This is a genomic window from Verrucomicrobium sp. BvORR106 (assembly GCF_000739655.1).
Taxonomy (GTDB): domain Bacteria; phylum Verrucomicrobiota; class Verrucomicrobiia; order Verrucomicrobiales; family Verrucomicrobiaceae; genus Verrucomicrobium.
Genome location: NZ_BATR01000004.1, coordinates 1 through 24,151, shown reverse-complemented (window position 1 = coordinate 24,151; position 24,151 = coordinate 1). Strand labels below are relative to the sequence as shown.

Below are 24,151 nucleotides of genomic sequence, written 5' to 3'. Positions count from 1 at the left end.
GACCATCATGAAAAGCGGAGCATGGCTCCAGCAACGGGATGATTCAGCCCGCATCTCGCAGGTCGCTGCGACTTAGCATCACGTCAGTGGTCGCGAAATGAGCCATTCGAGGGGCTGCACAATCTGAGAGTTCGAAGCCGATTTCAGCGCCGCAGACACAGACCAAGTTGGGACCGTGACCATCCCAGTAACCGCAACATCCATAGCCTCGGCCTACGTCGTCAGGAGGTCGAGTGAGGGACTTGAGATCGTCAAGATGGACGATGATGTGATCCTTTGTGAGTCCTGAGTAGCTGCCATTACCGATGGCAAATCGACCAGAGGGCACGACATCGATTTGCATGTCGAACACCCACTTGAACCCTGCTTCCACGGGCTTGAGGTTGCTCGCGAGCGTCACACCACAGTGCCGACACCGGAGGTTCGCGCTGTGGTCCATGGCGTCCAATCAGGGCTTCACTTCAACGTCTGGAGCTTGGAGAACCGGGGGTTGAACTCTTCTTTGGAGGTGCTGATGGCGGCGACGCCTGCCTGCAGTTTCGTGGGCCAGTTAGAGGGGATCTCTTTGGGTTCGAGGACATTCCAATTCACACCGTCGGTGCTTGAGGCTCCGAGGAGCTTGTTGCCGCGGCGTTCGAGGCGGAGGAACACGGGTCCGTCTTTGGGGAGACGCTGGTCGCCGGTCAGGCCGATGCGTTGAAGTTCGCCGTCCACCCGAATTTCGAAATTGGCATAGGGCTGTGCTTCCTCGCCGGAGTGTTGCAAAACGGCGCGCGCCAGGGTGACAACATTGTTTGGGTCGGCCATGGCGATAAGGGCGGCACCATTGTAGCCAGTGCGTCCTGCTTTGGTGGATTCGTCACCGGGAGTGAAGCGTCCCTCTACCTTGACCTGCAGGGTGAAGTCGCCGTGTACCTCTTGGAGAACCCGAGGTGCATTGATGACGCCGATGTCTGCGGCCAGATCGTGAGGGCGTGCTCCGGGGACGCTGATGAGCAGGGAGTCCTTGGCGAGGAAGAACTTGCAGTCGTTGTCCGGGTCCAGGGCGGTGCCCCAGCCGGGAAGCACGCGCGATGCTTCCTTTTTTTGGTTTGGCTCTTGCTGGGCGTGGCCGCAGAGGCAGATCAAGCAAGCGACCGTGAGAAGATACGGAGTTGCGATTTTCATGGGGGGATTTTGGCTGAGCTGAGCTGAACTGATGTTGTCTCAGGGCTTGATACCTAGACCAAGCCGCACCGTGAAAGGGTGTCGGCGCAAATTGTAAGGCTCAGCCAGGCGCGGGGCGAGACAAAAGTGCCCGCCGCGCGCAGGTTTGGCTGCCGGGGCCTACTTAAACGCCACCGGAGAAGACACCATGGCGTCGCGCTCGTCAGTGACGGTGAAGAACCACATGTCCGATTCGGCCTCGGCAGCGGGAGCGGTCACGACGTCGTTTTCGATGGTGGCTGGGACGGATTTCCATTCGCGTTTGTTCACGGCTTCGCCAGGCAGGGCGTAGTTGAAGGCCGCGGCTTTCACCGGGAGCGAGTGGGTGATTTTTGCCGTCACCTTGCCATCGGCGAGGACGGGCGCGGTGCAGGTGGCGAGTGCCTTGCCGTCCCCCAGACCGAGCTGCTGGTCCACCCAGAGACCGATTTCCTTGGGCTCCCAGCCCACACCGTGGCCATGGGGCATCTTGATCTGGACGCGGATGTTCTTGGCGGTCTTGGACACGGCATCATAGCTCTTCATGTAGCTGTCGAGCGGGTAGGCGAAGTCGTTGGTGCCGTTCATGAAGAAGATGGGCACGGTGCAGCGGGAGAGGTGGCTGGAGGGGTCGTAGCGCTCGACCCATTTCTTGGTGAGATCCGGACCGAGTTTGGTGAACTCACCGAGCCAGCAGCTGTTTTGTTCTAGGAAACCACATCCATAGACCGGGACGGCCGCTTTGAAACGGGAGTCCACGGAGGCGACGATGCAGGTGGTGTAGCCGCCCCAGCTGATGCCGGTGACGGCGGTGCGGTCCTTGTCCACCTCGGGGAAGCTCAGGAGGAGGGAGTGAGCGAGGATGCTGTTGGCCACTGCATGGAGCGGCCAGTCATCGGTGATGTCCTCGGTGCGGATGGTGTCGAACTTGGCGGGATGGCCCTGGTCGGGGCCGCCATCGGGAATGCGGGTGCGTTTGTTGGGATCGGCCTCCTCCGGGCGCATGCCGCTGAGGTCCATGGCGATGGCGGCGTAGCCACGCTTGGCCCAGAGTTCAGCCCAGGCCTTGAAGGCGGTGCCACCGCCGCCGTGGATGAGGACGACGCCGGGATATTTTTTGGTGGCTTCGGTGGCGGGGGAAAGGGTGGCGGGAGAGGCGTAGTAGGCGAAGACCTGGGAAGGTTTGCCCTGGAAGGGGAGTCCCGTGTAGGTCAGGGCGCGCATGGGGCCGTCTTTGACGAGCCACTCGTGAGCGGGGGCCTTCGAGAGTTGGGCGAGGTCCCAGGGGGATTCGGCGGCGTTGGCTCGCGGGGGAGAGGTGGCGAGGGTGACGATGCCGAGCAGCAGAGGAAGGAGGAGCCGGGTGCGCATGGGTGTAACCCAAACCAGAACGGGGTGGTGCGCAAGGGGGAGAAAGACACAAGACGCAAGACCCGAGGGGGGGCTGGGGTGGGTGTGCTGGCAAGGTAGAAGAGCCGTCCCGGCTCTTGGGGGTGCTGGGCGGTTGAGGAGCAAGAACCGAGACGGTTCTTCTCCAGTGGGGGGCGTGCTGGACGAGGGCGCAGGATGTGTGGACGATGGCCGCTATGGGCCTACCGCTCCGCGGTAGAATGCGTCACTGCAGATATCCATGGGTAGTCCTCGCTACGCTCGGCCGACCCATGGCTATGCATGGTGAACCCTCCGGGTTCGAGGAAGCGGTGATTTGGGGAGGGGGGTGGTGGGCTTCGAGTTTCACGGGGGCCGGGGTGGGAGCGCCAGCAATGTAGAAGAGCCGTCCCGGCTCTTGGGGGCGCTGGGTGGTTGGGGAACAAGAACCGAGACGGTTCTTCTACAGTGGTGGCGTGAGCCGTCCCCCTTTGCGTAGCCGCGGAACTCCAACCCCGTTTGCGGACATGGAAGGAATGAGAGGAGGCGCTGAGAACTGGAGGACTCTCGCCCCCCTTCAACTCAATCCCCTCATCCCTCTGTGTTCTCTGCGCCTCTGTGGTTGGCCAATCCCGTATTTTACGCTACGCCTGCCTCAGCAGGATCGAATCCACGATCAGATCATCATGCAGCACGTCGCTGAGGATGACGATGGGATCGCCGGCGAGGACGAGGCTGCGTTCGCGGAGGGACTTGATGGCGGCCTCGATGGTGGCGCTGGGGTTCTTGCTGTTGAACTCCATCACGAACGGGAACACGCCGCGGGCGGACATGAGCGTGCGGCTGATGTAGAGGTTCGGGGTAAAAGCAAAGATGGGCGCGAACTCGGGGCGCTGATGGGCGCAGAGGTGGGCGGTGGTGCCGCCCTTGGTGAAGACCAGGAGCTTGGAGTTGGGGATGCTGTTGGCCAGACCGATGGCGGATTTCACCGCGCGATGTTTGTTGGTCTTGATGGGAGCATCGGAGGCGAAGCGGCCGGAGGGGTAGCGCTTTTCTGTGCGGCTGATGACGCGATGGAGCACGTCCACGCAGCGGTCGGGGTACTTGCCCACGCTGGTTTCGCCGCTGAGCATGACGCAGTCCACCTGCTCGGTCACGGCGTTGAAGATGTCGGTCACCTCTGCACGGGTCGGCACGGGGTTTTCGATCATGCTCTCCAGCATCTGGGTGGCGACGATGACCTTGCGCCCGTGATAGGAGCAGCGCTCGATGATGTCACGCTGGATGATGGGGAGGTCCTCCACGGGGCACTCGCTGCCGAGGTCGCCGCGGGCCACCATGATGCCCTTGGAGGCGACCACGAGGGCGTCCAGATTGTTGAGGGCCTGCTGGTTCTCGATCTTGGCGATGACCCGGGCGTGGGAGTTCTTCTGCTCCAGCAGCAGTTCCAGGTGCTGGATGTGCGCGGGTTCGCGGGCGAAGCTGAGGGCGAAGTAGTCCACACCCAGCTCGACGCCCAGATCCAAGTCCAGGTAGTCCTTCTTGGTCAGAGGCGGGAGGTTTACGTCCACACCGGGCAGGTTGATGTGGCGGCGGGACTTCATCTCCCCGCCCGTGAGCACCTCGGCCTGGATGCGCTTGCCAATCGCGGACACGGTGCGCATCTGGATCATGCCGCCGTCGATGGCGATGGCGTCGCCCGGCTTGAGATCATGGGTGAGGCCGGGGTAGTTGACGGTGGTGGAGTAGGTGCCGATGGGCGCGAGCGTCTCATCGGTACGGAATTCCACCGTGTCGCCCTTCTTGAGCTGCCAGGGGGCCTCCACATCGCCGGTGCGGATGGAGGGGCCGGTGAGGTCCATGAGCACGGCCACGTCCGAGTTCAGCTGCTTGGCGGCGTCCCGGATGCTGTTGTACACGTTGCGCGTCCACTCATGGGAGGCATGGCTCATGTTGAGCCGGAAGATGTTGGCCCCCGTGCGGATCAGGGCCTCGATCTTTTCAACGCTTTCCGTGGCCGGACCTAGGGTGACGAGGATCTTCGTTTTTCGCATGCAAATCTTTCTGGTGCTGGCACTCCCGCGAGCGGGCGGTGCCATTAGGTCAATTTCAGCACAAGACATGCCACCGACCGGCTGGCTGAGGCAAAGGATTCTTCATATGTCTTGACCGGGTCTGACTCTCTGGGGAAGCAGGGCTCCCGGGAGGTGTCGAAGACCAGAGTCCAAGTACCGTCAGGCATGGGGAAGTCAATGTCCTCGGGCGAGCTGTTGAACAAGAGCAAGATGGGGGCGGCTTTGTCACGCTTGTTGCCTTGCGAGTCATCCAGCACGGCGGCGATGAAGCGGGTCTCGGCGGCGTGCCAGACCTCCCGGCTCATGGTCAGGCCCTCGCGGCAGAGCCAGGCGATGTCTGGCCGGCCGGTGTAGGGATTGACGCGCCCGTCAAAGAATTTGGCCCGGCGCACCACGGGGTGGAGCTGGCGGAAGCGGGCGAGCTGCTTCACAAACTCCAGCATGCGGGTGGACTCCCGGTTCGTCGTCCAGTCCATCCAGCTGATGGGGTTGTCCTGGCAGTAGCCGTTGTTGTTGCCCCGCTGGGTGCGCCAGCGCTCGTCCCCCATGGTGAGGAAGGGAACGCCCTGGGACAGGAAGAGCGTGGCCAGGCAGGAGCGCGAAAGCCGCCGCCGCAGACTCAGCGCGATCGCATCGCGGGTGTCGCCCTCGATGCCGCAGTTCCAGCCGTTGTTATGGCTGTCGCCGTCCCGGTTCTCCTCGCCGTTGTCCTCGTTGTGTTTGTTGTTGTAGCTCCAGAGGTCCCGCAGCGTGAAGCCATCGTGCGAGGTGAGAAAGTTCACACTGGCCGAGGGCGGGCGGCCGCCGGGGCCATAGATGTCCTGGCTGCCGCAGAGGCGCTTGGCAAAGTCTGCCATGCGGCCCTCGTCGCCTTTCCAGAAGCAGCGGACGTTGTCGCGGAAGCGGCCGTTGAGCTCATGCCAGGGTTTCGGGAAACCACCCACCTGGTACCCGTTGGGCCCGAGATCCCAGGGCTCCGCGATCATCTTCACGCGGCGCAGCACGGGGTCCTGGGCCAGCCCCTGGAAGAAGGAGCAGCCGATGTCGAAGAGCTCACCGCGGCGTCCCATGGTGGCGCCGAGGTCGAAGCGGAAGCCGTCGATGTGCATTTCCTGAACCCAGTAGCGCAGGCTGTCCATGACGAGGCGCAGGGCGGGCGGGCTGGCGGCGTTCAATGTGTTCCCGCAGCCGGTGTAGTTCACCACCTTATGGTCGTTGTTCAGGAGGTAGTAGCCGGCGTTGTCCAGGCCGCGCAGGAAGATCATGGGCCCGTTCTCATCCCCCTCGGCGGTGTGGTTGTACACCACATCGAGGATGACCTCGATCCCTGCCTTGTGCAGTTCTCGAACCATCGTCTTGAACTCCGCCACCTGGGCCTGCGGATCGCGCGTGGCGGCGTATTCACTGTGCGGGGCGAAGAAGCCGATGGTGTTGTAGCCCCAGTAGTTGGTGAGGCCCTTGGCGAGCAGGAAGCCGTCATCCAGATGCTGGTGGACGGGCAGCAGCTGCACCGAGGTCACGCCGATGGACTTCAGGTACTCGATCACGGCAGGATCGGCCAGCCCGGCGTAGGTGCCACGCTTGTCCGGCGGCACATCTGGATGCTGCATGGTCATGCCTTTCACATGCAGCTCGTAGATCACGGTCTCCTGCCACGGGACGGCGGGCAGGGCATCTCCCTCCCAGTCGAACTCGTCTGAGATCACCACAGACTTGAGCGCGGTCGGCCCGCTGTCCTGAAAATCGCGTGTCGTCTTCTCTCCCACATTCTGGTAGGCCTCCTGCCAGATCGGCTCGCCGAGGAGGGCCTTGGCATAGGGGTCCAGGAGGAGCTTGTGGGGATTGAACCACTTGCCCTGCGTCGGTGACCAGGGGCCACGAGCGCGGAAGCCATACACGGCCCCGGCGGTGAGCCCGGGCACAAAGGCGTGCCAGACATCGTCGTCATCCTTTGTCATGCGCACCCGGCCCGTCTCCTCCGAGGGTTCAGCCGGGTCGAACAGACACAGGTCCACCCCATCCGCAGCCCGGGAGTAGATACTGAAGTGGACGCCCCCGTCAGCGAGGGTGGCGCCCAGGTGGGCGGGTGTCTGCCGGGAGACGGCCATCTGACGCGCGGCGAGCAGGGCGTCATCTCCCAGACACAGTGTTGATAGCTTGGAAAACAGTCCTCTCATACCCAGTTCATCCTCTGTGAGTGCCAGTATTTCGCATGATAGCAGGAACCTGGCCACTGACGAAAAGGTTGGATTTCAATCTGAAGGCCCTTCTTTACCCGGCACCCACAAAAAAGAGCGGACCCCGGTAGGGAGTCCGCTCCTAGGAGAGCTGATGCTGATGTCGAAGCGCCGGGCGGTCTAGGCCTTGGCAGGAGCGGTCTGGGCGGCTTCGCCTTCTTCTTCCGGTGGCAGGGCCACGGGCTCGACCTTGGGCGTCACCTTGACGAAGAGCGGGCGGAAGTGATCCCAGCGGTCAAGGATGTCCTTGGCGCGGAGGCTGTCCGTCTTCTCGAGGTGGCTGTAGATGAGCTGCTGAAGCTGCTTCACATCTTCGGGCTCGGACACCTGCACGCCGCGGATCATCTCCGGATTGTGCAGCTTGTCGAACATGCCGGCTTCATCGAGCAGGTAGGCCACGCCACCGCTCATGCCTGCACCGAAGTTCTTGCCGAAGCTGCCCAGCACGGCCACGAGACCGTTGGTCATGTACTCGCAACCGTGGTCGCCGATGCCTTCCACCACGGCGGTGCCGCCGGAGTTACGGACGCAGAAGCGTTCCCCGGCGCGGCCGGCGGCATAGAGGCTGCCACTGGTGGCTCCGTACATGACGGTGTTGCCGAGGATGGAGTTTTCCCAGGACTTGAAGCTCGGGTGAGTCTTGTTGGGGGTGCGGATGACGATCTCGCCACCGCAAAGGCCCTTGCCGACGTAGTCGTTCGCTTCCCCGGTGAGGTTCAGCTTCACGCCGCCGCACAGGAAGGTGCCGAAGCTCTGGCCAGCGCTGCCTTCCAGGTTCACCTCGATCGTGCCGTCGGGCAGGCCGTGGTTGCCATGGTGGAAGGCGATTTCACCGGAGAGACCGGTGCCGATGTTGCGGTTCGTGTTAACGACCTTGTAGGAGAGCGGCTTGATCTTGCGCTTGTCGCTGATCGCCACCTGGGCCGCCTGGAGGATTTTGTCGTCCAGCGGGTGGTTGTTGATGCGCTCGTTGCTGTTCACGCGGCAGATACGTGGCAGATCTTCATCCGCCTCCTTGCCCACATCGCGAAGGATGCGGGAGAGATCCAGCAGGTTGGCCTTCTTGTGATCCGGCACATGGCGCTGGCGCAGGAATTCCGGACGACCGATGAGGTCGTTCATCTTCGCGATGCCGAGCTGGGCCATGATCTGGCGGGTCTCGTGAGCAACCGAGTTGAAGAAGTTCACCACGTGCTCAGGCTTGCCTTTGAACTTCTGGCGGAACTTCGGATCCGTGGTGGCCACGCCGACCGGGCAGTTGTTCAGGTGGCACTGGCGCACGTACACGCAACCCAGGGCGATGAGGGCGATGGTACCGAAGTTGAACTCTTCAGCACCGAGGATGGCCGCCATGGCGATGTCGCGACCGTTGCGGAGACCGCCGTCGGTACGCAGCGTCACCCGGTCACGCAGGCCGTTGAGCATGAGCACCTGCTGGGCTTCAGCGAGGCCGAGCTCCCAGGGGAGACCGGCGTGCTTGATGCTGCTCAGCGGGGAGGCGCCCGTGCCGCCGTCGTGGCCGGAGATGAGAATGATGTCCGCGTTGGCCTTGGCCACTCCAGCGGCCACCGTGCCCACACCGGACTCAGCCACCAGTTTCACACACACGCGGGCGCGTGGGTTCACTTCCTTGAGGTCGTGAATGAGCTGGGCAAGGTCTTCGATGGAGTAGATGTCGTGGTGCGGGGGCGGGCTGATGAGGGTCACGCCGGGCTGCGTGTTGCGCAGGCGGGCGATGAGCCGGTTCACCTTCATGGCCGGGAGCTGGCCGCCTTCACCAGGCTTGGCACCCTGCGCCATCTTGATTTCCAGTTCCCAGGCGTTGGCCAGGTACTCCGCGGTCACGCCGAAACGGCCGGAAGCCACCTGCTTGATCTTACTCATGGCCCAGTCGCCGTTTTCGTACGGCTTGAACCGGCGCGGGTCTTCGCCGCCTTCACCGGAGTCAGACTTGCCGCCGATGCTGTTCATGGCGATGGCCAAGGCTTCGTGAGCCTCAGGGGAAATGGCACCCAGGGACATGGCGGCGGTGGTGAACCGGACGCGGATGTCTTCGATGGGCTCCACTTCTTCCAGCGGGATCGGGCCATCGGAGGACGGCACGAATTCCATGAGGTCCTTGAGAGCCACCGGGGTGTTCTCCAGCTGGGTCTTCACGTAGGACTCATAGTCCTCCGACTTGCCGGACTTCACGAAGGTGTGGAAGTTCTTGATGACCGGGCCGGTGACGGCATGCACTTCCCCTTCACGACGCGGGCGGTAGAAGCCAGGGTCGGCAAGTTCGATCGCGCCTGCTTCAGGAACAGCCGGGCCATAGCCAGCGGCGTGGCGGGCGAGGCTTTCCTCAGCCACTTCGTTGAAGCCGATACCAGAGATCTGGGACGGTGAGCCGGTGAAGCACTTGTCCATCAGCTCCTTGCCAAGGCCGACGGCCTCGAAGATCTGGGCGCCGGTGTAGCTGCTGAGCACGCTGATGCCCATCTTGGACATGATCTTCAGCACGCCCTTCTCCAACCCCTTGCGGTAGTAGGTGAGGGCCTTGGCGAAGTCGAAGCCTTCGAGGATGGGCTTGCGGGCGGTCTTGTCCTTCTCCAGCACTTCCTGGACGGTCTCAAAGGCCAGGTAGGGGCAGACGGCGGAGGCACCGAAGCCAAACAGCAGGGCCATCTGGTGGGTGTCGCGAGCTTCGCCGGAATCCACCACGAGACTGAGGCGCATGCGCACCTGCTTGCGGTTCAGGTGGTGGTGCACCGCACCGGTGGCCATGAGCGAGGGCACGGGCACACGGGTGTGGTCCACGGCGCGGTCGCTCAGGATGAGGATGCGGATGTCGTCATTGACGGCCTGCTCGGCCTCCGCGCAAAGGCGGTCCACAGCCTTCTTCAGCCCCTCGGGGCCTTCGCTCACCGGGAAGGTGATGTCGAGCACGCGGCAGGGGAAGTCCTTGAGGCCCTTCAGGGTCTCAAGCTCGTTTTCAAACAGGAACGGCGAGGTCAGGTGCACCACGTGGGCGTGCTCTGGGGTCTCGGCGAGCCAGTTGCGCTGCCAGCCGAGCACAACGTCGAGCGACATCACACCGCGTTCGCGGATGGGGTCGATCGGCGGGTTGGTGACCTGCGCGAAGAGCTGCTTGAAGTAGGTGAAGAGCAGCTTGGGCTGCTTGGAGAGGATGGACAACGCGGCGTCGTCACCCATGGAGTAGATGGCTTCCTCACCCTTGGCGAGCATGGGGGCGAAGGCCATTTCGACCTCTTCCTTGTTCCAGCCGAAGGTGACCTGCTTCTGGGAAAGGCTGAGGATGTCGAGATCTTCCTTGGGAGCGTGGGGAGCCTGCGCGGTGAGTTCCACGCGCTGTTCCTTGAGCCACTCGCCGTAGGGCTGGCGGGACACAAGCTGCTGTTTGATCTCTTCGTCGTAGGACACGACGCCTTTGGAGATGTCCACGCTGATCATCTCACCGGGGGAGAGACGGCCTTTTTTGATGACCTTGGCGTCATCGAGCGGCACGATGCCCACTTCGGAACCGAGGGCAAACACGCCGTCTTCGGTGAGTTTGTAGCGGGAGGGGCGCAGACCGTTGCGGTCCAGGGTGGCGGCGATGACGCGGCCATCGGTGAAGATAAGGCCAGCCGGGCCGTCCCAAGGTTCGCTGAAGCAGGAGTGGTACTCGTAGTAGGACTTCTCCTCCTCCGTGGTGGTCGGGTCGATGCCGTAGGCCGGGGGCACCAGCATGGACATGGACTCCGTCACGCTGCGACCGGAGAGGACGAGCAGTTCCAGAGCGGCGTCGAGGGACGCGGAGTCGCTCTGCTTGGGATCGCACAGGCCTTTGAGCAGGTGCTCATCGCCTTCCCACCAGGGGTGTTCGAAGTCGCTGGCCCGGGAGCCCATCCAGTTGCGGTTGCCACGCACGGTGTTGATTTCACCGTTGTGGGCCAGCATGCGGAAGGGGTGGGACAGCGCCCAGGTCGGGAACGTGTTGGTGGAGAAGCGCTGGTGGAACACCGCCAGGGCCGTCTCGTAGTTCTCGTCCTGCAGGTCGTAGTAGAACTTCTCCAAGGCGGTCGCGACGACCAGGGCCTTGTAGATGACCGTCCGGTGGGACATGGACGGGACGTAGAATTCCGCCAGACCCTGCTGTTTGCCTTTCAGCTCGATCTCACGGCGGGAGAGGAAGAGCGCACGCTCGAAGGCGGCGTCATCCAGATCTTCCGGCCGTCTCACCAGAAGCTGGGTGATGAAAGGCATGGTGCGGCGGGCTTTTTCGCCGAGCTCGCGCTCATTGACCGGCACCTTGCGCCAGCCGATGACGGTGACGTCGCGCTTGTCGAGGACGCTCTCCGCCACGAGCTGGATGCGAAGGCGGGCGGTCTCGTCCTGGGGAAGGAAGAACATGCCGACGCCGAGGTCGAGTTCATGATCCAGCTTTACGCCGAATTTTTCCACTTCGGGGAGGAGGAGCTTGTGCGGGATCTGGGTGAGGACGCCGGCGCCGTCACCCGTCTTCATATCGGCCTCCATGGCCCCGCGGTGTACGACGGCGCAACAACCGCCCAAGGCGTAGTCGAGAATCTTGCGGCTACGTTTACCATCCACCTGCGCTACAAAGCCCACACCGCAGGCGTCGCGTTCCATATCCATGTTATGGAGCGTGCCTTCATTCGGAATTGGTTCGTCGTAATAAGGATGCTTGGTCATGTGGCCACAAGGGGATGCGAGGTTCGCCCCTTTGCCCGCTCGGGAAAAGGGGGGAGCCAAACTAGTCAAGAACAGGCAAGTTAGCAAGCAGGGAGTGTGCCGAGGGCGGCTCACTGCATAAAACCGACACCCTGTTCCCCCAGAGAAACGCCCCCGGGCGGGGGCAAGATGCGCCGGTGTTTGGCCCGGTCATCCAGTGAGTTCTGACGATTTTGGCATCTGGATGAGCACGAGCTCTTTAAGAAGCGTGGGACAAATGGTGGGGCCTTAAAAAAGTTGCGGAAACCATTCAAAATCCGCTTGCATGTTTTGCCGTCACGAGCAATTTAAGGGCTCGCTTCTAGCGTGTCTCACGCGGAACGACGGGTAGGTGCCGGAGCGGTCAAACGGGGTGGACTGTAAATCCACTGGCTTACGCCTACGATGGTTCGAACCCATCCCTGCCCACCATTTCCTCAGGAGAGGAATGGAATTGCGGAACAATGGTTCTTGGTTCTTTTGTTGCGCGTTGTCGTTATGTCATGAACCCGAAGGGTTCGCCATGAGGCAAGGGGCCGATGCTGCGACCCCTCCGGGGTCGGGGAGATTGTTTGAGGTAACCGGAGGTATCAGTCGCTACGCTCCTTCAACCATCCGGCTAATGGCTGGGATGCCTCCGGCATCGGGAAGGGGGGATGAGGATGAGCATCGGAGGTGAGGGCGTGGTTTGCCCCGGAGGTCCGCGGGCTGGTAAAGGAGGCGGGGGTTCCCAGCCCCGCTCAGTCGTGCGTTGAGTGAGGTTGCAGCCGGGGCGAGGTGAGGAGCTACGGCCGACTGATGTCGGTGATCCAACACTGAGATCGCTTGAGGTGTAGGGAGCGTTGGGCGTCTGGAGTGTGGTGGCGGATGCTGCGACCCCTCCGGGGTCGGGGAGATTGTTTGAGGTAACCGGAGGTATCAGTCGCTACGCTCCTTCAACCATCCGGCTAATGGCTGGGATGCCTCCGGCATCGGGAAGGGGAGACGGGGATGAGGATGAGCATCGGAGGTGAGGGCGTGGTTTGCCCCGGAGGTCCGCGGGCTGGTAAAGGAGGCGGGGGTTCCCAGCCCCGCTCAGTCGTGCGTTGAGTGAGGTTGCAGCCGGGGCGAGGTGAGGAGCTTCGGCCGCCTGATGCCGGTGCTCCAACGCTGAGGTCGCTTGCGGTGTTGGGAGCGCTGGGTGTTTGTGTCCTGACCGCACAAAAGCCAATGCCATCAGGGAAAAGGGGTGACAATGATCTCCATCACGCTCTCTCCCTCGGTGTACTCGCGCGTCCGGATGCGCGGCCAGGCGCACACGGGCTTGCGCAGCCCCCTCTGGCAGCCGCGAGACCTGCGCTTGGGGATGACCGCTTCCCGCACGGTGTGCTCCATAAACCTTTCGATCATCTGCTGGCGCTGCTGATCAGTGATCAAATCTCCGGACACCTCCAGCACCGGCAGCAACGCCTCCAGCCCTCGGCTGATCTTCGTCAGACTGATGCGCAGCGGGCTCACTCCCACCGCATCGCCTGCCGCCAGCCGCTGGCGCGCCAGCACACTCGCGGCGATGAGCATGGCTCCAAACTCCGCCTGCACCCCCTGGACCGTGCCCGAGCGCAGCAGGTTCTCCCGTCCGGTGTGCCGCTTGAGTTCGTGGAAGAACAGCTCCTGCTCCCAACGCTGCGCATACAACTCCAGCGCTGTGTATTTGCTGGCATCCAGCAACGTGGTCCACAGCCGCAGTTCCGTGCCTGCAGTCTCATTGGCTGCCTCCTGCTCACCGGCCTTGGGGATCCGCTTCACCTTGCCCCGGATCTCCCTCAGTCGCTAGTTTGATGCCTCCTTTGCCCCGCTGGTCACGGGAGTTGACTTCGATGATGGCACTGCCATCAGGCAGGTGCTCGAGGACTTTGCCCTTGTAGTTGCTCTTCACCCGCAACAGCAGATGGCAGCGGCCTGAAGCCGCCTTTTGCACCGCCGTGATGAAGGTGGGGCAGCCATAGAGCCGGTCGGCCAGCAGCAGGGTGTCTTCATCTTGGGGCAGGCCCCCCAGCGTCCGGTGCGCCAGGGTCGGCTCTCCTTCTGAGGGGGAGACTTGAGGCTGCGAGCAGGCCGCGTACAAAGGGTGGTGGGTACCCAGTTCCAAGAGGACTGTCGCCATCCATTTGCAGAAGGCTCCTTTGGCCCCGTTGCCACTGGTGGAACGTGCAAAGCCCTGGGAATCAAGCTCTTTAGTGTTACGCAGGCTCCACTGGGTGCCGTCGATGCCCAGCAGCCGCAGGCCCTGATAGAAGCTCTCGGTGTGCGTGTCGGGGCGGGCCAGCGGAACCAGGATGTGTTTGAAGAGTTCGCAAAACCAGTCCCAGGAAAGTCCGGCCCGGCGCTCTTGGGCGGAGGCATCAGAGATTTTGGTCTTGCTCATGGTGCGAAGGTGATGGCCAAGGGAGCCCGTGGCACTGAGGGCGTGGCTGACCAGACTGCCGACAAAGACGGCAAAGGCAACGCGCTCTTTGCCCTGGGAGCCCCGCCCGAAGCGACGGCGGAGGTCATCGAGGAGTTGGGGAGGGAAAAAGCTAAAAAAAAGGCGTGAGTCAGCGAAGTCATCTTTATTAAGACAACCTAAACAACTCAGCCGCAAGGAGTCCCATCAGCTCCGATGCTTTTTCCCTGATGGCATTGGACTTCAGTCGGCTCAGGAAGCAAGTGCCCACATCGTTCAGTTCGGGAGCTTCTCATCTTCGACCCCGGTACTTGAACGGAGCAGGTTGGAGTTCAGTTTTTGCTACAAGATCTCAACCACCATGTAAACTTGCCCCAAAAATATTCCCTCTATGAGCCTGCCTTCAATATTCTTCACTGCTGACGAGACGACCGCAGTGCGAATCGAACTGAATCATGACCTGCCACAGGAGGATGTTGCAGAGATGAGCGCGATGGAGCCCTTGAAGCTATCGATGCTCTGGGCCATCATCGATGGGAGAGAATGGGACGTTGCTTTGATCGACGAGTTTACGGAAGTCTTTGCTCATGATGAAGAATGGCTCAACATTGTGCCTGAAGATCTTGTGCGAAAGATTGCTACACTGGATGCCGCCAGAATGTCGGAGGCGTCCAAGGCGTGGGCTGCGACCGAGGAGATGCAGTGCAGTGCCGACGAAGCCGAAGATGTCATCAAGATGATTGCCGCAGTTGCTCAAAGGGCGCTTGACCTAAAACAATCCATGTATCTCTATTTCTGCCTGTGACTTGGCGGGGATGAAGATTTATGCTTGTCTAGCCAAGTGGCTGGCTGCACCTGGCAGAGGGCATACAAAGTAACTCGCGACCTCAGCACATGGCATTCAACTTTTCAGGAGTCTTTTCGAATGGAGACGAGGGGGTCATGAATGATTTGCTCTCTCAAGTGCCTGGGGTGGGGCGGAAGGTGGAGCAGCCGTTTCGGGGCTTCGGCGTTAAATTCGGCACCGAGCGTGCTGACAACCAGGCAGCACGGGATCTTGTCTTGGTTGACTGGAGTCCCCGATTCCCATCAACTACTTTCGTGTATTTGTATGTGGAGTGCTTTGGAGGGGTATGTGACCACGCTGGTTTTGCATTTCGTGATGGGCAAGTTCTGGAAGAGATCGAATTCACGGAGAGCGATGTTCCTCTCCGTCGTTTACTTTTACACCTGGGGGTCGAGCTAGGAGAACGGGCTTTCTTTGCGCCGCTTCGAAGGGGCTATTTTGGGGTTGAGGGGGAGACAGGCCGATGAAAGCTCACTGATTCTCATGCGGACAGGAAGGCGGTCTTGATCTGGCAAGTTCCTTGCCCTCAGATCTGCTTCACACTACCGTATGCAGAAACAGGGATTGATCCGCCGTGAAGAACGAAAGCCAAGACGCGAAGATTCACCTAGGAAAGTTCGTCATCAGCATGGTGGTCATCTTGCCGCTCTGTGTGGTGGTGGGTGGTCTGTCACTCATGTCTCTGCTTCTGGGGATTGCGAGTTTCCCGTTGGGCATCCCATTTATCGCCTTGGCGGCGCTGGGGGGATTGTTCCTCTACAGCATGGTAACCAGTTTGTGGTTTGGCCATCGAGATGGGCTCACGATTTTCGGATTGCTTGCTGGGACCTTGTTGTTGGGGATTGGTGCTACAACATCGTGGATGATGCCATGGGGCGCTCATCCTCTGGGCTGGCGTGGACGATCAAAAACTACGTGGAGACGTACGGCCTTGGGCCCTTGGCTGCCGCTGGGATCTTGCTGTCATTCTTCTTGCTTCTCCGCCGCCTCCCGCAAGATCTCGTGTCAGACAGGCCCAGGGCTCCCATCCTTGTTCGTCGTGCACCTGCTACTACAGCCGATCTTGCAAGGCCATTGGAGCTGTTTCCCCTGAAGGGGCCCTATCTTCCGACAAAAAGCCCCCGAGTATTCGCAGAGCAAAAAAAGCGTCCGATCGAGCCAAATTGACCATGCCTTCTGTCCATGACAACTATCTCTACGGGTATGAGTTTGATGCGCGAACTTCCACTCTGGTGCTTCGGACGTGCTATCCGCACAATACTCCGGCTGAGTTTACGGACGTGTGGTTCTACGACGTGTGGACGCATCACGTCGAGTCAGTTCTGGGGCACGACATCATCTTTGATATCGAGGATTCGGGCATCGACCAGGAAGTGAATAGTTTTGGCGATCTCTTCAAGCGGCTCAAAGAATATGGCTGGCCCAGAACTGAGGGCGCAGAGGACAGTTTGCCTGACCTTGTGCAGAGGCATGGGTTGAAAGTCTGGCACATTGCCTCCAGCTACGGTGTGGCGGGTTTCGTTGTTGCCAGGAGCATGGTGCTGGCGTCAGATCGAGAACACTCTCGTCTGGAGCCACCATCGCAGCCGTGAGCAATAGACTTCACAACAAATCATGCGCGATGAACAACGACCGCTCTGCACTCGTCAACTCCGTCCGCTATTTCTCGCCGTACGGCCTCCCTCGCGAATCTCTTCACACGCTTCCACTGATCCAGGAAGCGCTGGAACGCTGGCCCAAAATCCTTCGTGTTGTCTCCGATGCCCTCGTGGACGCAAGAGTTGCGACGAGCTACGATGAAGCGCTCTGGCTGATCAACTATTGGGATGAGGTGCAATTTCCGGAGGGGGAGACGGGACGCGCCATCATGATCGGCTTTGATGGCGGGCAGGAGATTGGGGCGATCATGGTCAAGTTTTCGAACTGGCAGCTTAACAGTATCGAGGTCGATCACACCGGGGACTTCTTCTGTCCGCTGTCGGACAAATTTCAGCAGATCAATCTTTTGCCCTTGTAGGGAGATTACACTTACTCCCTTCTATGCCGCCAGCGAGGGTGGAGTTCCTCGCTTGCGCGGTCAGGGCATGGTGTCATAGCGCGTTGATGTCGGACTTGACCATTGTCTTCTGAGGCAAACTAAAGTTTGAGCTACAAACCAACTTCCGAAGCCTCTGAACCAAGCACGAAGCACCAAGCACTACGAACCTGTATCACACAAACAACAGCACCACATATAACACCAGCACCAGCCCGAACCCGATTGCCAGGATCGCCATCGGCACTGCCAGCGCAGCAGTCTCCCGCATCTCATAGATCCGTGCCATCGCCTGGTGCAGGGAGGTGGCGGCGGCGTGTTTCTCCTCGGTCGCTGCGGACCGCGCTTCGCGGGCCAGGGCGGTGCGATAGGTCTCGCTGCCGCAGTAGCCACAGACGCCGACAAGGTCCGCAGGTTGCAGGTTCACTGAGCCGCCGCAGTTCGGACAGGGCACATCCTCTTCTTGGCCATTAGCTGCCCTCTGCACAGGCAGATCCGGCAGTGTGGCGCGGACACAGGCCAGATAGAGGGCATAGCCCGCCAGGGCAATGGCGATGGCGGACATGGCCAGCACCCCCAGGGCCCAGGCCATGGTGCCCGCGAAAGTCATGAGATCATAAAGCGCATCCCGGACGAAGTGAGGAAACAACCCTTTCGACATGCGCCAGACGAACCAGCCGGCGGCGATCCAGAGGGTCCAGCGGATGGGTGCCACGGACAGCAGCCTCACCCGCTTCCACAGGAGCCCGGCTTTCTTCAGCAGCTTGAAGGTACGCTCGCGGAGCTTCAGCGTCTCCATATAGTCCTCCGGCACGGGGACGGGCTCGTGACAATGGGAGCAGGTGGCCTTGCCTGGCCTCAGAGACGCGCTGCCGCCGCAAGCGTTGCACTTGAGCGGCTGCAGGTTGGGCAGGCTGTCGCCACCGCCTGGCGTCTCAGCGGGCTTCGGCAGGGCCTTGAATCGCTGGTGCATGAAGGAAGCCAGGACAAAGCTGCCTACCAAGATCACCGGAAACCAGCCGCCTGCCCGGCGGGCAAACTGATAGTTGGCCAGATGTTGCTGCTGTGCCTCATCCAGTGGGGCTCCGGCGGCCACCAGCTTGCGGGCAATGGTGCGACGGCGATAACTCACGGCGCGATCAAGCGCCGTCCAGCCGTTCTCGTTGGTGTGGCTCAGGTCCGCGCCGCGCTCCAGGAGGAGGTTCAGGGTGGCCACATCGTCCTTCTCTGCCGCAGCGATCAGCGGTGTGTTGCCCTCCCCATCCGCCGCATTCACGTCCGCCCCCTTGGCCAGCAAGGTCTTGATGAGTTCCGGGTATCCTTCTGCGGGCTTCAGCTCATAGGAGTCAAATCCCCGGTAAATCGAGACCTGCAACGCGGTGCTGCCGTGCCTGGGTGTGAGATTCACGTTCGCGCCACGGGCGATCAGTAGCTGTGCAATCTTGGGCCGCTCCTTGTCACAGGCGAAGTAGAGCGCGTTCACCCCCTTGGCATCAGTGATGTCTGGGGACATGCCGGCGTCCAGTTGGCGGGTGACCGCCGTGGCATCGCCTTCTTCGATGGCGTCAAAGAAAGCCGAGATCTCGGCAGGGGATGGCGTCCGCTCAACGGCGAACTTGGGATCTGGGGCGACCCCCGGGGCCTGCGCCAGCGACTGGGAGACGGAGTTGAGCGTGACCAGGCAGGGAAGCAGGAGGGCCAAAGTGGATGGGAGAGGGAGCCACCAACGCATGGCGCGATGGTGGCGGATTTTCTCCGAAAGGCAACTGTGAGGAGCAAGTCAGTTCGCCGGGGGGCACGGGATATCCTGGGAGGGTTGTTTCCTGAGCCGCCTAAAGGCGGTACTCCAACCCTCTCCGTTCCACCTGTAAAGGAGGAGTTTAACATCCAGTCGGCTCAGGCAATCCACTGGTTTACCGATTTACTGAATCACCGAACTACCGTCCCTCAGCTTTCCTTCATCAGATAGGCAAAGAAGTCCCGCAGATCGGCGTCGCTCATGCCCCCGAACAGGCCTTCTGGCATCATCGACATTGGGGAGGCTTCGAGGCTCTCCAGTTCCTCGGTCCTGGCGGTGTGGCGCTGACCGGCCATGTCCTTGAGGGTGACCCCGCCGGCGTCCTGCTTCTCCATGATGCCCATCATCACCTGGCCGTTCTTGAGCTTGGCGATGTAGGCGCCGAATCCTTCGCGAATCTCAATGCTGGGGGCGAGCACACCGGTGAGCCAGAACTCGACATTGCCGCGCTCATAGCCTGTGAGATCGGGGCCGATCTTGCCGCCTTCATTGAAGAGCGTATGGCAGACGGCGCAGCGTTGGGCGTAGTGCACCTTGCCTTTCTCGACATCTCCGGTGCCACCTGCCAGCGCGGCCTTGATACGCTGCAGGTCCGCCTGCTTCTGGCTGTCAGTCAGGGCGGCGCTCTTCGGTGGCCAGTGTTTCTTGATAGGGGCGTCGAACTCCGGTGCTGAATACGCGGCGAGCTGGCTCACCACATCGGGAGCCACATCAGCGCTCTTGATGCGCCATTCATCCACTTCCTTGAGGAAGAGGCTGGCCCATTCACGGCGGCTGATGAGCATGCGATGAGCGGCATCGCGCAAGGTCTTGTCACCGGCATAGCGGGACTCATATCCCTTGATCACCGCCTGGGGCAGTCGCCGCTCGTCGAACTTCGCTGCCAGCGGCAGTACAGCCTTCTTTAGGCCGGTGCTGCTCGCGTCACTCAGAATGCTCAGCATCGCGGGCACCACGGCGGCGTTGCCGGTATCGGCCAGCGCCTGGATCAGCGCGGCGCGCTTCTCCGTGGGGGCGGTCTTGTCCTGCACAATCTTCAGTGCCTTGGTGGCAGCCTCGGCATTCCCGGCCTTCACCGCCAGACCCAGATCGGTGTCTAGACGGCTCTTGAGGAAGGCCTGCATGGGCTCCTGAATAGCGGGGGGGAGTTCCGGCATCTTGCCGCCTTCAAACGCGGCGGCAATGCCCTCGACCACGAGCGAGCGATTCCTCTCACTCTTGGCCAGGGCCAGCAGTTTGGCGCAAGCATCGTAGTTCTCCGGGCCGCCGGCCATCGCCCAGCGTTGGGCGAGGTGGGTAATCACCTGCTTCTGGGCGACGGGCTGAGTCCAGAGTTGCTCGTCCTTGAGCAGTGCCAGCACCGCCTCGCGATCTGACACCGCCTTGCTCTCCACCGCCCACCAGATCATGAGCGGCAGGCGCGCATCTTCTGCGGCATCGGCCCGCAGCAGGCTGGCATGCGTGATGGCCAGGCAGGCTTCCGTCGGCAACCGTGTGGCACTGCTGAGGAGCTGGGTTCGCACCTCAGGGTGCGGATCGGTTGCAGCGAGTTGTTTCATCGCTGCCACCGTCTGGGTGCTGAGATTGCCGCGATCACCGAGGCTGTGCACGGTCCACCGGCGCACATAGGGATCCGGATGGCGCAGCAAATCCAGCGCCGTTTCCTCCTCCAGCCCGCCCAACATCAGCAGGGCGGAGAGCGCATCAAAGGCGTGCGCATTTTTGGGATCGAGGGCTTTGGCCTTCACCGCCGCCAGCACGCTGCTCTCCTTCCTCCAGCCCAGCTCCAGCGCGGCCTGCTGCCGGAACCAGCGGTTCGGGTGGTCGAGCTTCGCCAGCAGCTCTGCTGGGGGAGCCGTATGCAGATCGAAGGGTTTCAGCACTGGCTTCTTGTCCTCAGGGCGGATGCGGTAGATGCGTCCGCTCGTCTTGTGCCAGTCATCCACCGGGCGCACGTGGCTCAGGCGGGTGTCATACCAGTCGGCCAGGTAGATGCCACCATCGGGGCCCACCTTGCAGTCCACCGGGCGGAACCAGCGGTCCGAGCTGGTGAGCAGCGGCGGTTCATCCTCGGCACGGAAGGTGGAGGTGGTAGGAACCAACTGGCTGACATAGATCATGTTCTGGAGCGAGTTGGCCGCGATGTAGCGCCCGCCCAGCGTGTCGGCCATGAGGTCGCCGTCGTACACGCAGATCGCTTGGGAGAAGCGCTTGCCGTCGCCCTTGGTTTCCATGTGGGGGAACCAGCCAAAGGCGTACGAGTTCGTGAGCGGCCCGTGTTTGCCGAAGTTCTTCTCCCCGTACATGCCCTGGTCATAGTGCATGCCGCGCTGGCTGCCGTTGGTGCTGGCGAAGTAGCGCCCCTTCGCATCGATCTCCAAGCTGAACGGGTTGCCCGAGCCTTCGCCGTAGATTTCAAAGACATGCGTGCCGGGGTGGTAGCGCCACAGGCACTGGCCCTCCCACTTCACGTTCTTGCTCACCTTGCTGCTGACGTTCCCCGTGGTGGTGCTGCCGTTGGCGCCGTAGAGCCAGCCATCCGGGCCAAAGCGCAGGCTGTTGGCCACGGCGTGTGTGTCCTCCAGGCCGAAGCCGCTCAGATGCACCTCGGGATCGCCATCGGGCACGTCGTCCCGGTTCGCATCGGGGTAGAAGAGCAGGTAGGGTGGATTCATCACCCAGATGCCGCCATCCCCCCCAGGGCGGAGGTGGCGATGTTCAGGCCCTCGATCACGGTCTTCTGGGAGTCCAGCTCCCCGTCGCCGTTGGTATCCTCCAGCACCACCACCTTGTCGGCCCCCTTGGGACCCTTGGGCGGCGGTTCCGGCACTCGGTCAAAGACAGCCCGGAGGTGCTGGTCATACTTCACAATCTTCAGCCCGGCGGGGAACTGGTACTGGCGGTAAAGCGTGACCCAGAGCCGGCCACGGGAGTCCCAGGTCATGCAGAGAGGCTGCTCCACACCCGGCTCGGAAGCCATCAGATCGATCGTGAGCCCCTTGCGGAGCTGGAACTTGCTCAGGGCCTCCTTGGGCGGTGTCGGTGGTGTGCCGTCCTTGAGCGTCCCTCTGCCGGTGAAGGTCTCCATGATCTTCCGCACTTCGTCATTGCCTGCGGGGGGCTGGCCGTCAGCATCGGCGGCGGGGGCTTGCGCCAGGAGCGCGGCGCTCAAAATGGGGGTGCAAAGGAGAAACGGAACTAGTCTCGGCATGGCAGGGATACGCCGGACGCCGAGCATTCTTGTATCAGAATGCGGAATGTGAGAATTTGATCAGGGCCGGGCACTTTGGCACCGTCAGGTCAGAAATCTCGCCCGCAGTTCCGGGGTGGGCATGAGGCAGGAGTCCTTTTTGCCGAACCAGCGGTAACGATTGCGGGCGATGAACCGGTACAGGGGATCGCGCACAAAGTGCGGCAGAATAATACAAATATGACAGATTGGCCAGAGGCCCGAGAGATGGCGGCTCACTTTTAGCGCCGCGGTGCTCTCCGTGTAGGCCCGTCCGTCTTCCACCAGCACAAAGCTGTCGAGCTGCCCAGGGTTCAGGCCGTGCTCCTCCATGAGGCGGCGTCCCGTGTCGGACTGGAGCGAGGCAAAGCGGAACTTCCCGGCGGGATCGCGGCTGATGATGAACTGCACCGCCCAGGCGCAGAGATTGCAAACGCCGTCAAAAAGGACCACCGGGCTGGCAGATTGCCCGGCAGGAACGGGAGGGGGGGAGTCGCTCACGGGAACCCAAGATCACCCTCTTTTCTCGATTCTGCAAATCAATCTGCAGGAGGGAGGGGCTGTAAACGATTCTGCGTCAACGCTTGAACAACTGGAAGGGTTCCCTCGTCCAACATGCCGAAGAGATCTGGCATACCCCATGCTTGAGAACTTCGTGTCTAACCAATTCCATCCATATGATGAGGTTTCCTCGAACTGGTTGTTGGTATCGTTTCACCCCGGCGGACTGGGAGTTCATCGGACGTTGTCTGGCCCTCACTGAAGGCAGCCGCAACAGTCTCGCCTCCCTGGCTGACGATCCGGACGCGGTACGTTTCGTTGTTGATCAACCCCGGCTCTTTGAGGCGCTGTTGATGGGACGACAGGCGGCCATGGTCTCCCCGGAGCTCTTCTTCCTGGTGACGGTGCGACACACGTTGAAGCGCATCGGGGTGGATGACATCGAGGTGGCCGACTACATGGCGGTGGTCTGCTCGGACTTCGGCCTCTCGGGATCGCGAGGGTGTGCGGAGAAAGCCGAGGCTGAAGGGCTCTACAGCATTGACTATGTGCAGGCGCTGGAGAATGCCCGCAGCCGCGAGAAGTTCTTCATCCACATCCAGTGCGCCAACCAGTTCCTCGTGCTCACGTGCCTGTTCCCCTCGTTCCTGCACCGGCGCGCCGAGCGCCGTGGTGCTCCAGATGTGAATTACTACGAGCAAGTCGTGGTGAGCCATCTGGACGCCGCAAGTCGGCATGTGCTGTCGCAGGAGTTCGCCCTGCACGATGTGCTCCTGCGTCTGGCCGGGAACTTCCCGCCCGTGCGCCGGGCGATGAACTACACGCTGAGCGAGTATTTGAATCTTGGTAACTAGACCGGATTAACAAGATTTGGATCAGATTGACAAGATGGGGAGAGGGTGACGTCTCTCCCTGTCTTGGTCGTTTGAATGAAGGCAATCTGACCTTTGACGGGTGGGTGGGTGACTCAGGGATTGACCAATGCTCGATTTTTTCGATGATTGATTGATGCCCTTATGAAAAACGTCCCGGCCTTGCTGTTGTTCGCCTTGCTGTTCTGTGCCGGCATTTGTAGCGGCCAGCAGCCGAGTGATGAGCTTTCCGATGAGCAAGCCCTGGCTGCTGCCCAAACGGCGTTTGTTTCAGGGAAGTGGAACCCTGGTGTGTTTGAGGTCATGCCCATACTCAAACGCGGGAAGAAGGTCACCGAAACGTTTCCCAGCGACAACCGGAAGGAGCTTAGAGAAGACCTCGTGAAGCATTTCGGTGACGGCCCCTGCACCATGGTCACGTACCAACGCAGCTCTGATAGCCTGAACACGAACGGTGGAGAGCACTATTGCCGCATCATTTTTTTGGTCTTTTCCAACAAGAAAGTGGCGGTCATTGATTCCCGCGCCGCTGAGCGCCCTGCAGATAAGCTTCCCGGAAAGGCTTTGTGATCGTGCGACGGACGATGCCGGATGGGCGGCAACATCTGATGCCATCAGGGAAAAGGAGAGTCTCGTTGTTTTGCCTTGGTGAGGTCGAAGTCGCGACGGTGCATCCGCCATACCGGTGGTAGGAATGCCACTTCAGGAGGGCCGAAGGCTCGGCGTGATAGCAGCCTTGGGCAACGCCCAAGGAATAGATGACCAAAAAACTCTTGAGGGCTGAAGGCCCGGCCTCATCAAGCCCGCCCACGACGAGCATCCCTGAATGACGTCGGGCCTACAGCCCTCAATATCTAAAACTAAAC

The 24,151-nt window shown here is 61.3% G+C and carries 18 protein-coding genes and 1 tRNA gene; 7 read left to right on the top strand and 12 right to left on the bottom strand.

The genetic code is table 11. The annotated features are described in order from the left end of the window. Positions 1-43: 43 nt before the first annotated feature. From BV106_RS00680 to gltB, 6 genes are all read right to left on the bottom strand, one after another. Positions 44-439 carry a hypothetical protein gene (locus tag BV106_RS00680; protein ID WP_265595187.1) on the bottom strand — a complete coding sequence of 132 codons (396 nt, stop codon included), beginning with the start codon at positions 437-439 and terminating at the stop codon, positions 44-46. A gap of 17 nt (positions 440-456) precedes the next feature. Continuing rightward, on the bottom strand, positions 457-1,167 hold the full coding sequence (locus BV106_RS00675; RefSeq protein WP_081891405.1) for a hypothetical protein: 711 nt from the start codon (positions 1,165-1,167) through the stop codon (positions 457-459). 159 nt (positions 1,168-1,326) lie between these two features. After that, positions 1,327-2,556: an alpha/beta fold hydrolase gene (locus BV106_RS00670; RefSeq protein ID WP_038158906.1), complete on the bottom strand. Its 1,230-nt coding sequence runs from the start codon at positions 2,554-2,556 to the stop codon at positions 1,327-1,329. Positions 2,557-3,197: 641 nt separating this feature from the next. Continuing rightward, positions 3,198-4,607 (bottom strand): pyruvate kinase, encoded by a 1,410-nt coding sequence (gene pyk / locus BV106_RS00665; protein WP_038158904.1) that lies wholly within the window; start codon positions 4,605-4,607, stop codon positions 3,198-3,200. 44 nt (positions 4,608-4,651) lie between these two features. Beyond that, positions 4,652-6,805 carry a glycogen debranching protein GlgX gene (glgX, locus tag BV106_RS00660; RefSeq protein ID WP_265595186.1) on the bottom strand — a complete coding sequence of 718 codons (2,154 nt, stop codon included), beginning with the start codon at positions 6,803-6,805 and terminating at the stop codon, positions 4,652-4,654. Positions 6,806-6,985: 180 nt separating this feature from the next. Then, positions 6,986-11,563, bottom strand: coding sequence for a glutamate synthase large subunit (gene gltB / locus BV106_RS00655; RefSeq protein WP_038158901.1), 4,578 nt, complete (start codon positions 11,561-11,563; stop codon positions 6,986-6,988). Between the two features lie 364 nt (positions 11,564-11,927). Between gltB and BV106_RS00650 the strand changes: the two genes are divergently transcribed. Further along, a tRNA-Tyr gene (locus BV106_RS00650) sits at positions 11,928-12,013 on the top strand. Between the two features lie 783 nt (positions 12,014-12,796). Here the strand turns inward: BV106_RS00650 and BV106_RS00645 are convergent. Beyond that, on the bottom strand, positions 12,797-13,366 hold the full coding sequence (locus BV106_RS00645; protein WP_038158899.1) for a transposase: 570 nt from the start codon (positions 13,364-13,366) through the stop codon (positions 12,797-12,799). Continuing rightward, positions 13,341-13,985, bottom strand: a complete 645-nt coding sequence (locus BV106_RS00640; protein WP_038158897.1) for a hypothetical protein — start codon at positions 13,983-13,985, stop codon at positions 13,341-13,343. Before BV106_RS00640 ends, BV106_RS00645 begins: the two co-directional genes overlap by 26 nt. A 12-nt stretch (positions 13,986-13,997) precedes the next feature. Here BV106_RS00640 and BV106_RS37920 point away from each other — a divergent pair, with 12 nt between their 5' ends. The 4 genes from BV106_RS37920 (at position 13,998) to BV106_RS00615 (ending at position 16,867) form a co-directional block, all read left to right on the top strand. Further along, positions 13,998-14,153: a hypothetical protein gene (locus BV106_RS37920; protein ID WP_265595185.1), complete on the top strand. Its 156-nt coding sequence runs from the start codon at positions 13,998-14,000 to the stop codon at positions 14,151-14,153. A gap of 241 nt (positions 14,154-14,394) precedes the next feature. Further along, complete coding sequence (locus tag BV106_RS00635) at positions 14,395-14,808, top strand: hypothetical protein (protein ID WP_038158894.1); 414 nt, start codon at positions 14,395-14,397, stop codon at positions 14,806-14,808. Positions 14,809-16,019: 1,211 nt separating this feature from the next. Beyond that, on the top strand, positions 16,020-16,442 hold the full coding sequence (locus tag BV106_RS00620; protein ID WP_038158887.1) for a hypothetical protein: 423 nt from the start codon (positions 16,020-16,022) through the stop codon (positions 16,440-16,442). Between the two features lie 29 nt (positions 16,443-16,471). Then, entirely contained in the window at positions 16,472-16,867 is a 396-nt protein-coding gene (locus BV106_RS00615; protein ID WP_038158885.1) for a hypothetical protein, read from the top strand. A 193-nt stretch (positions 16,868-17,060) separates the two neighbouring features. Here the strand turns inward: BV106_RS00615 and BV106_RS34840 are convergent, their stop codons facing one another. From BV106_RS34840 to BV106_RS00600, 4 genes are all read right to left on the bottom strand, one after another. Further along, complete coding sequence (locus tag BV106_RS34840) at positions 17,061-18,587, bottom strand: ankyrin repeat domain-containing protein (protein ID WP_265595184.1); 1,527 nt, start codon at positions 18,585-18,587, stop codon at positions 17,061-17,063. A 245-nt stretch (positions 18,588-18,832) separates the two neighbouring features. Further along, the gene (locus tag BV106_RS00605) at positions 18,833-21,358 is read right to left on the bottom strand and encodes a PVC-type heme-binding CxxCH protein (protein WP_051944619.1); all 2,526 of its coding nucleotides are present in this window, start codon (positions 21,356-21,358) and stop codon (positions 18,833-18,835) included. Beyond that, positions 21,358-21,894, bottom strand: coding sequence for a hypothetical protein (locus tag BV106_RS34835; protein ID WP_265595183.1), 537 nt, complete (start codon positions 21,892-21,894; stop codon positions 21,358-21,360). The genes BV106_RS00605 and BV106_RS34835 overlap by 1 nt, the downstream gene beginning before the upstream one ends. A gap of 84 nt (positions 21,895-21,978) precedes the next feature. Continuing rightward, positions 21,979-22,413 (bottom strand): thiol-disulfide oxidoreductase DCC family protein, encoded by a 435-nt coding sequence (locus BV106_RS00600; protein WP_038158883.1) that lies wholly within the window; start codon positions 22,411-22,413, stop codon positions 21,979-21,981. A 176-nt stretch (positions 22,414-22,589) separates the two neighbouring features. On the opposite strand from BV106_RS00600, the gene BV106_RS00595 reads away from it, so the two are divergent. Both BV106_RS00595 and BV106_RS00590 read left to right on the top strand, forming a co-directional pair. Continuing rightward, complete coding sequence (locus tag BV106_RS00595) at positions 22,590-23,267, top strand: hypothetical protein (RefSeq protein ID WP_038158880.1); 678 nt, start codon at positions 22,590-22,592, stop codon at positions 23,265-23,267. Positions 23,268-23,429: 162 nt separating this feature from the next. Then, on the top strand, positions 23,430-23,855 hold the full coding sequence (locus tag BV106_RS00590; protein ID WP_038158877.1) for a hypothetical protein: 426 nt from the start codon (positions 23,430-23,432) through the stop codon (positions 23,853-23,855). Positions 23,856-24,151: the final 296 nt, after the last annotated feature.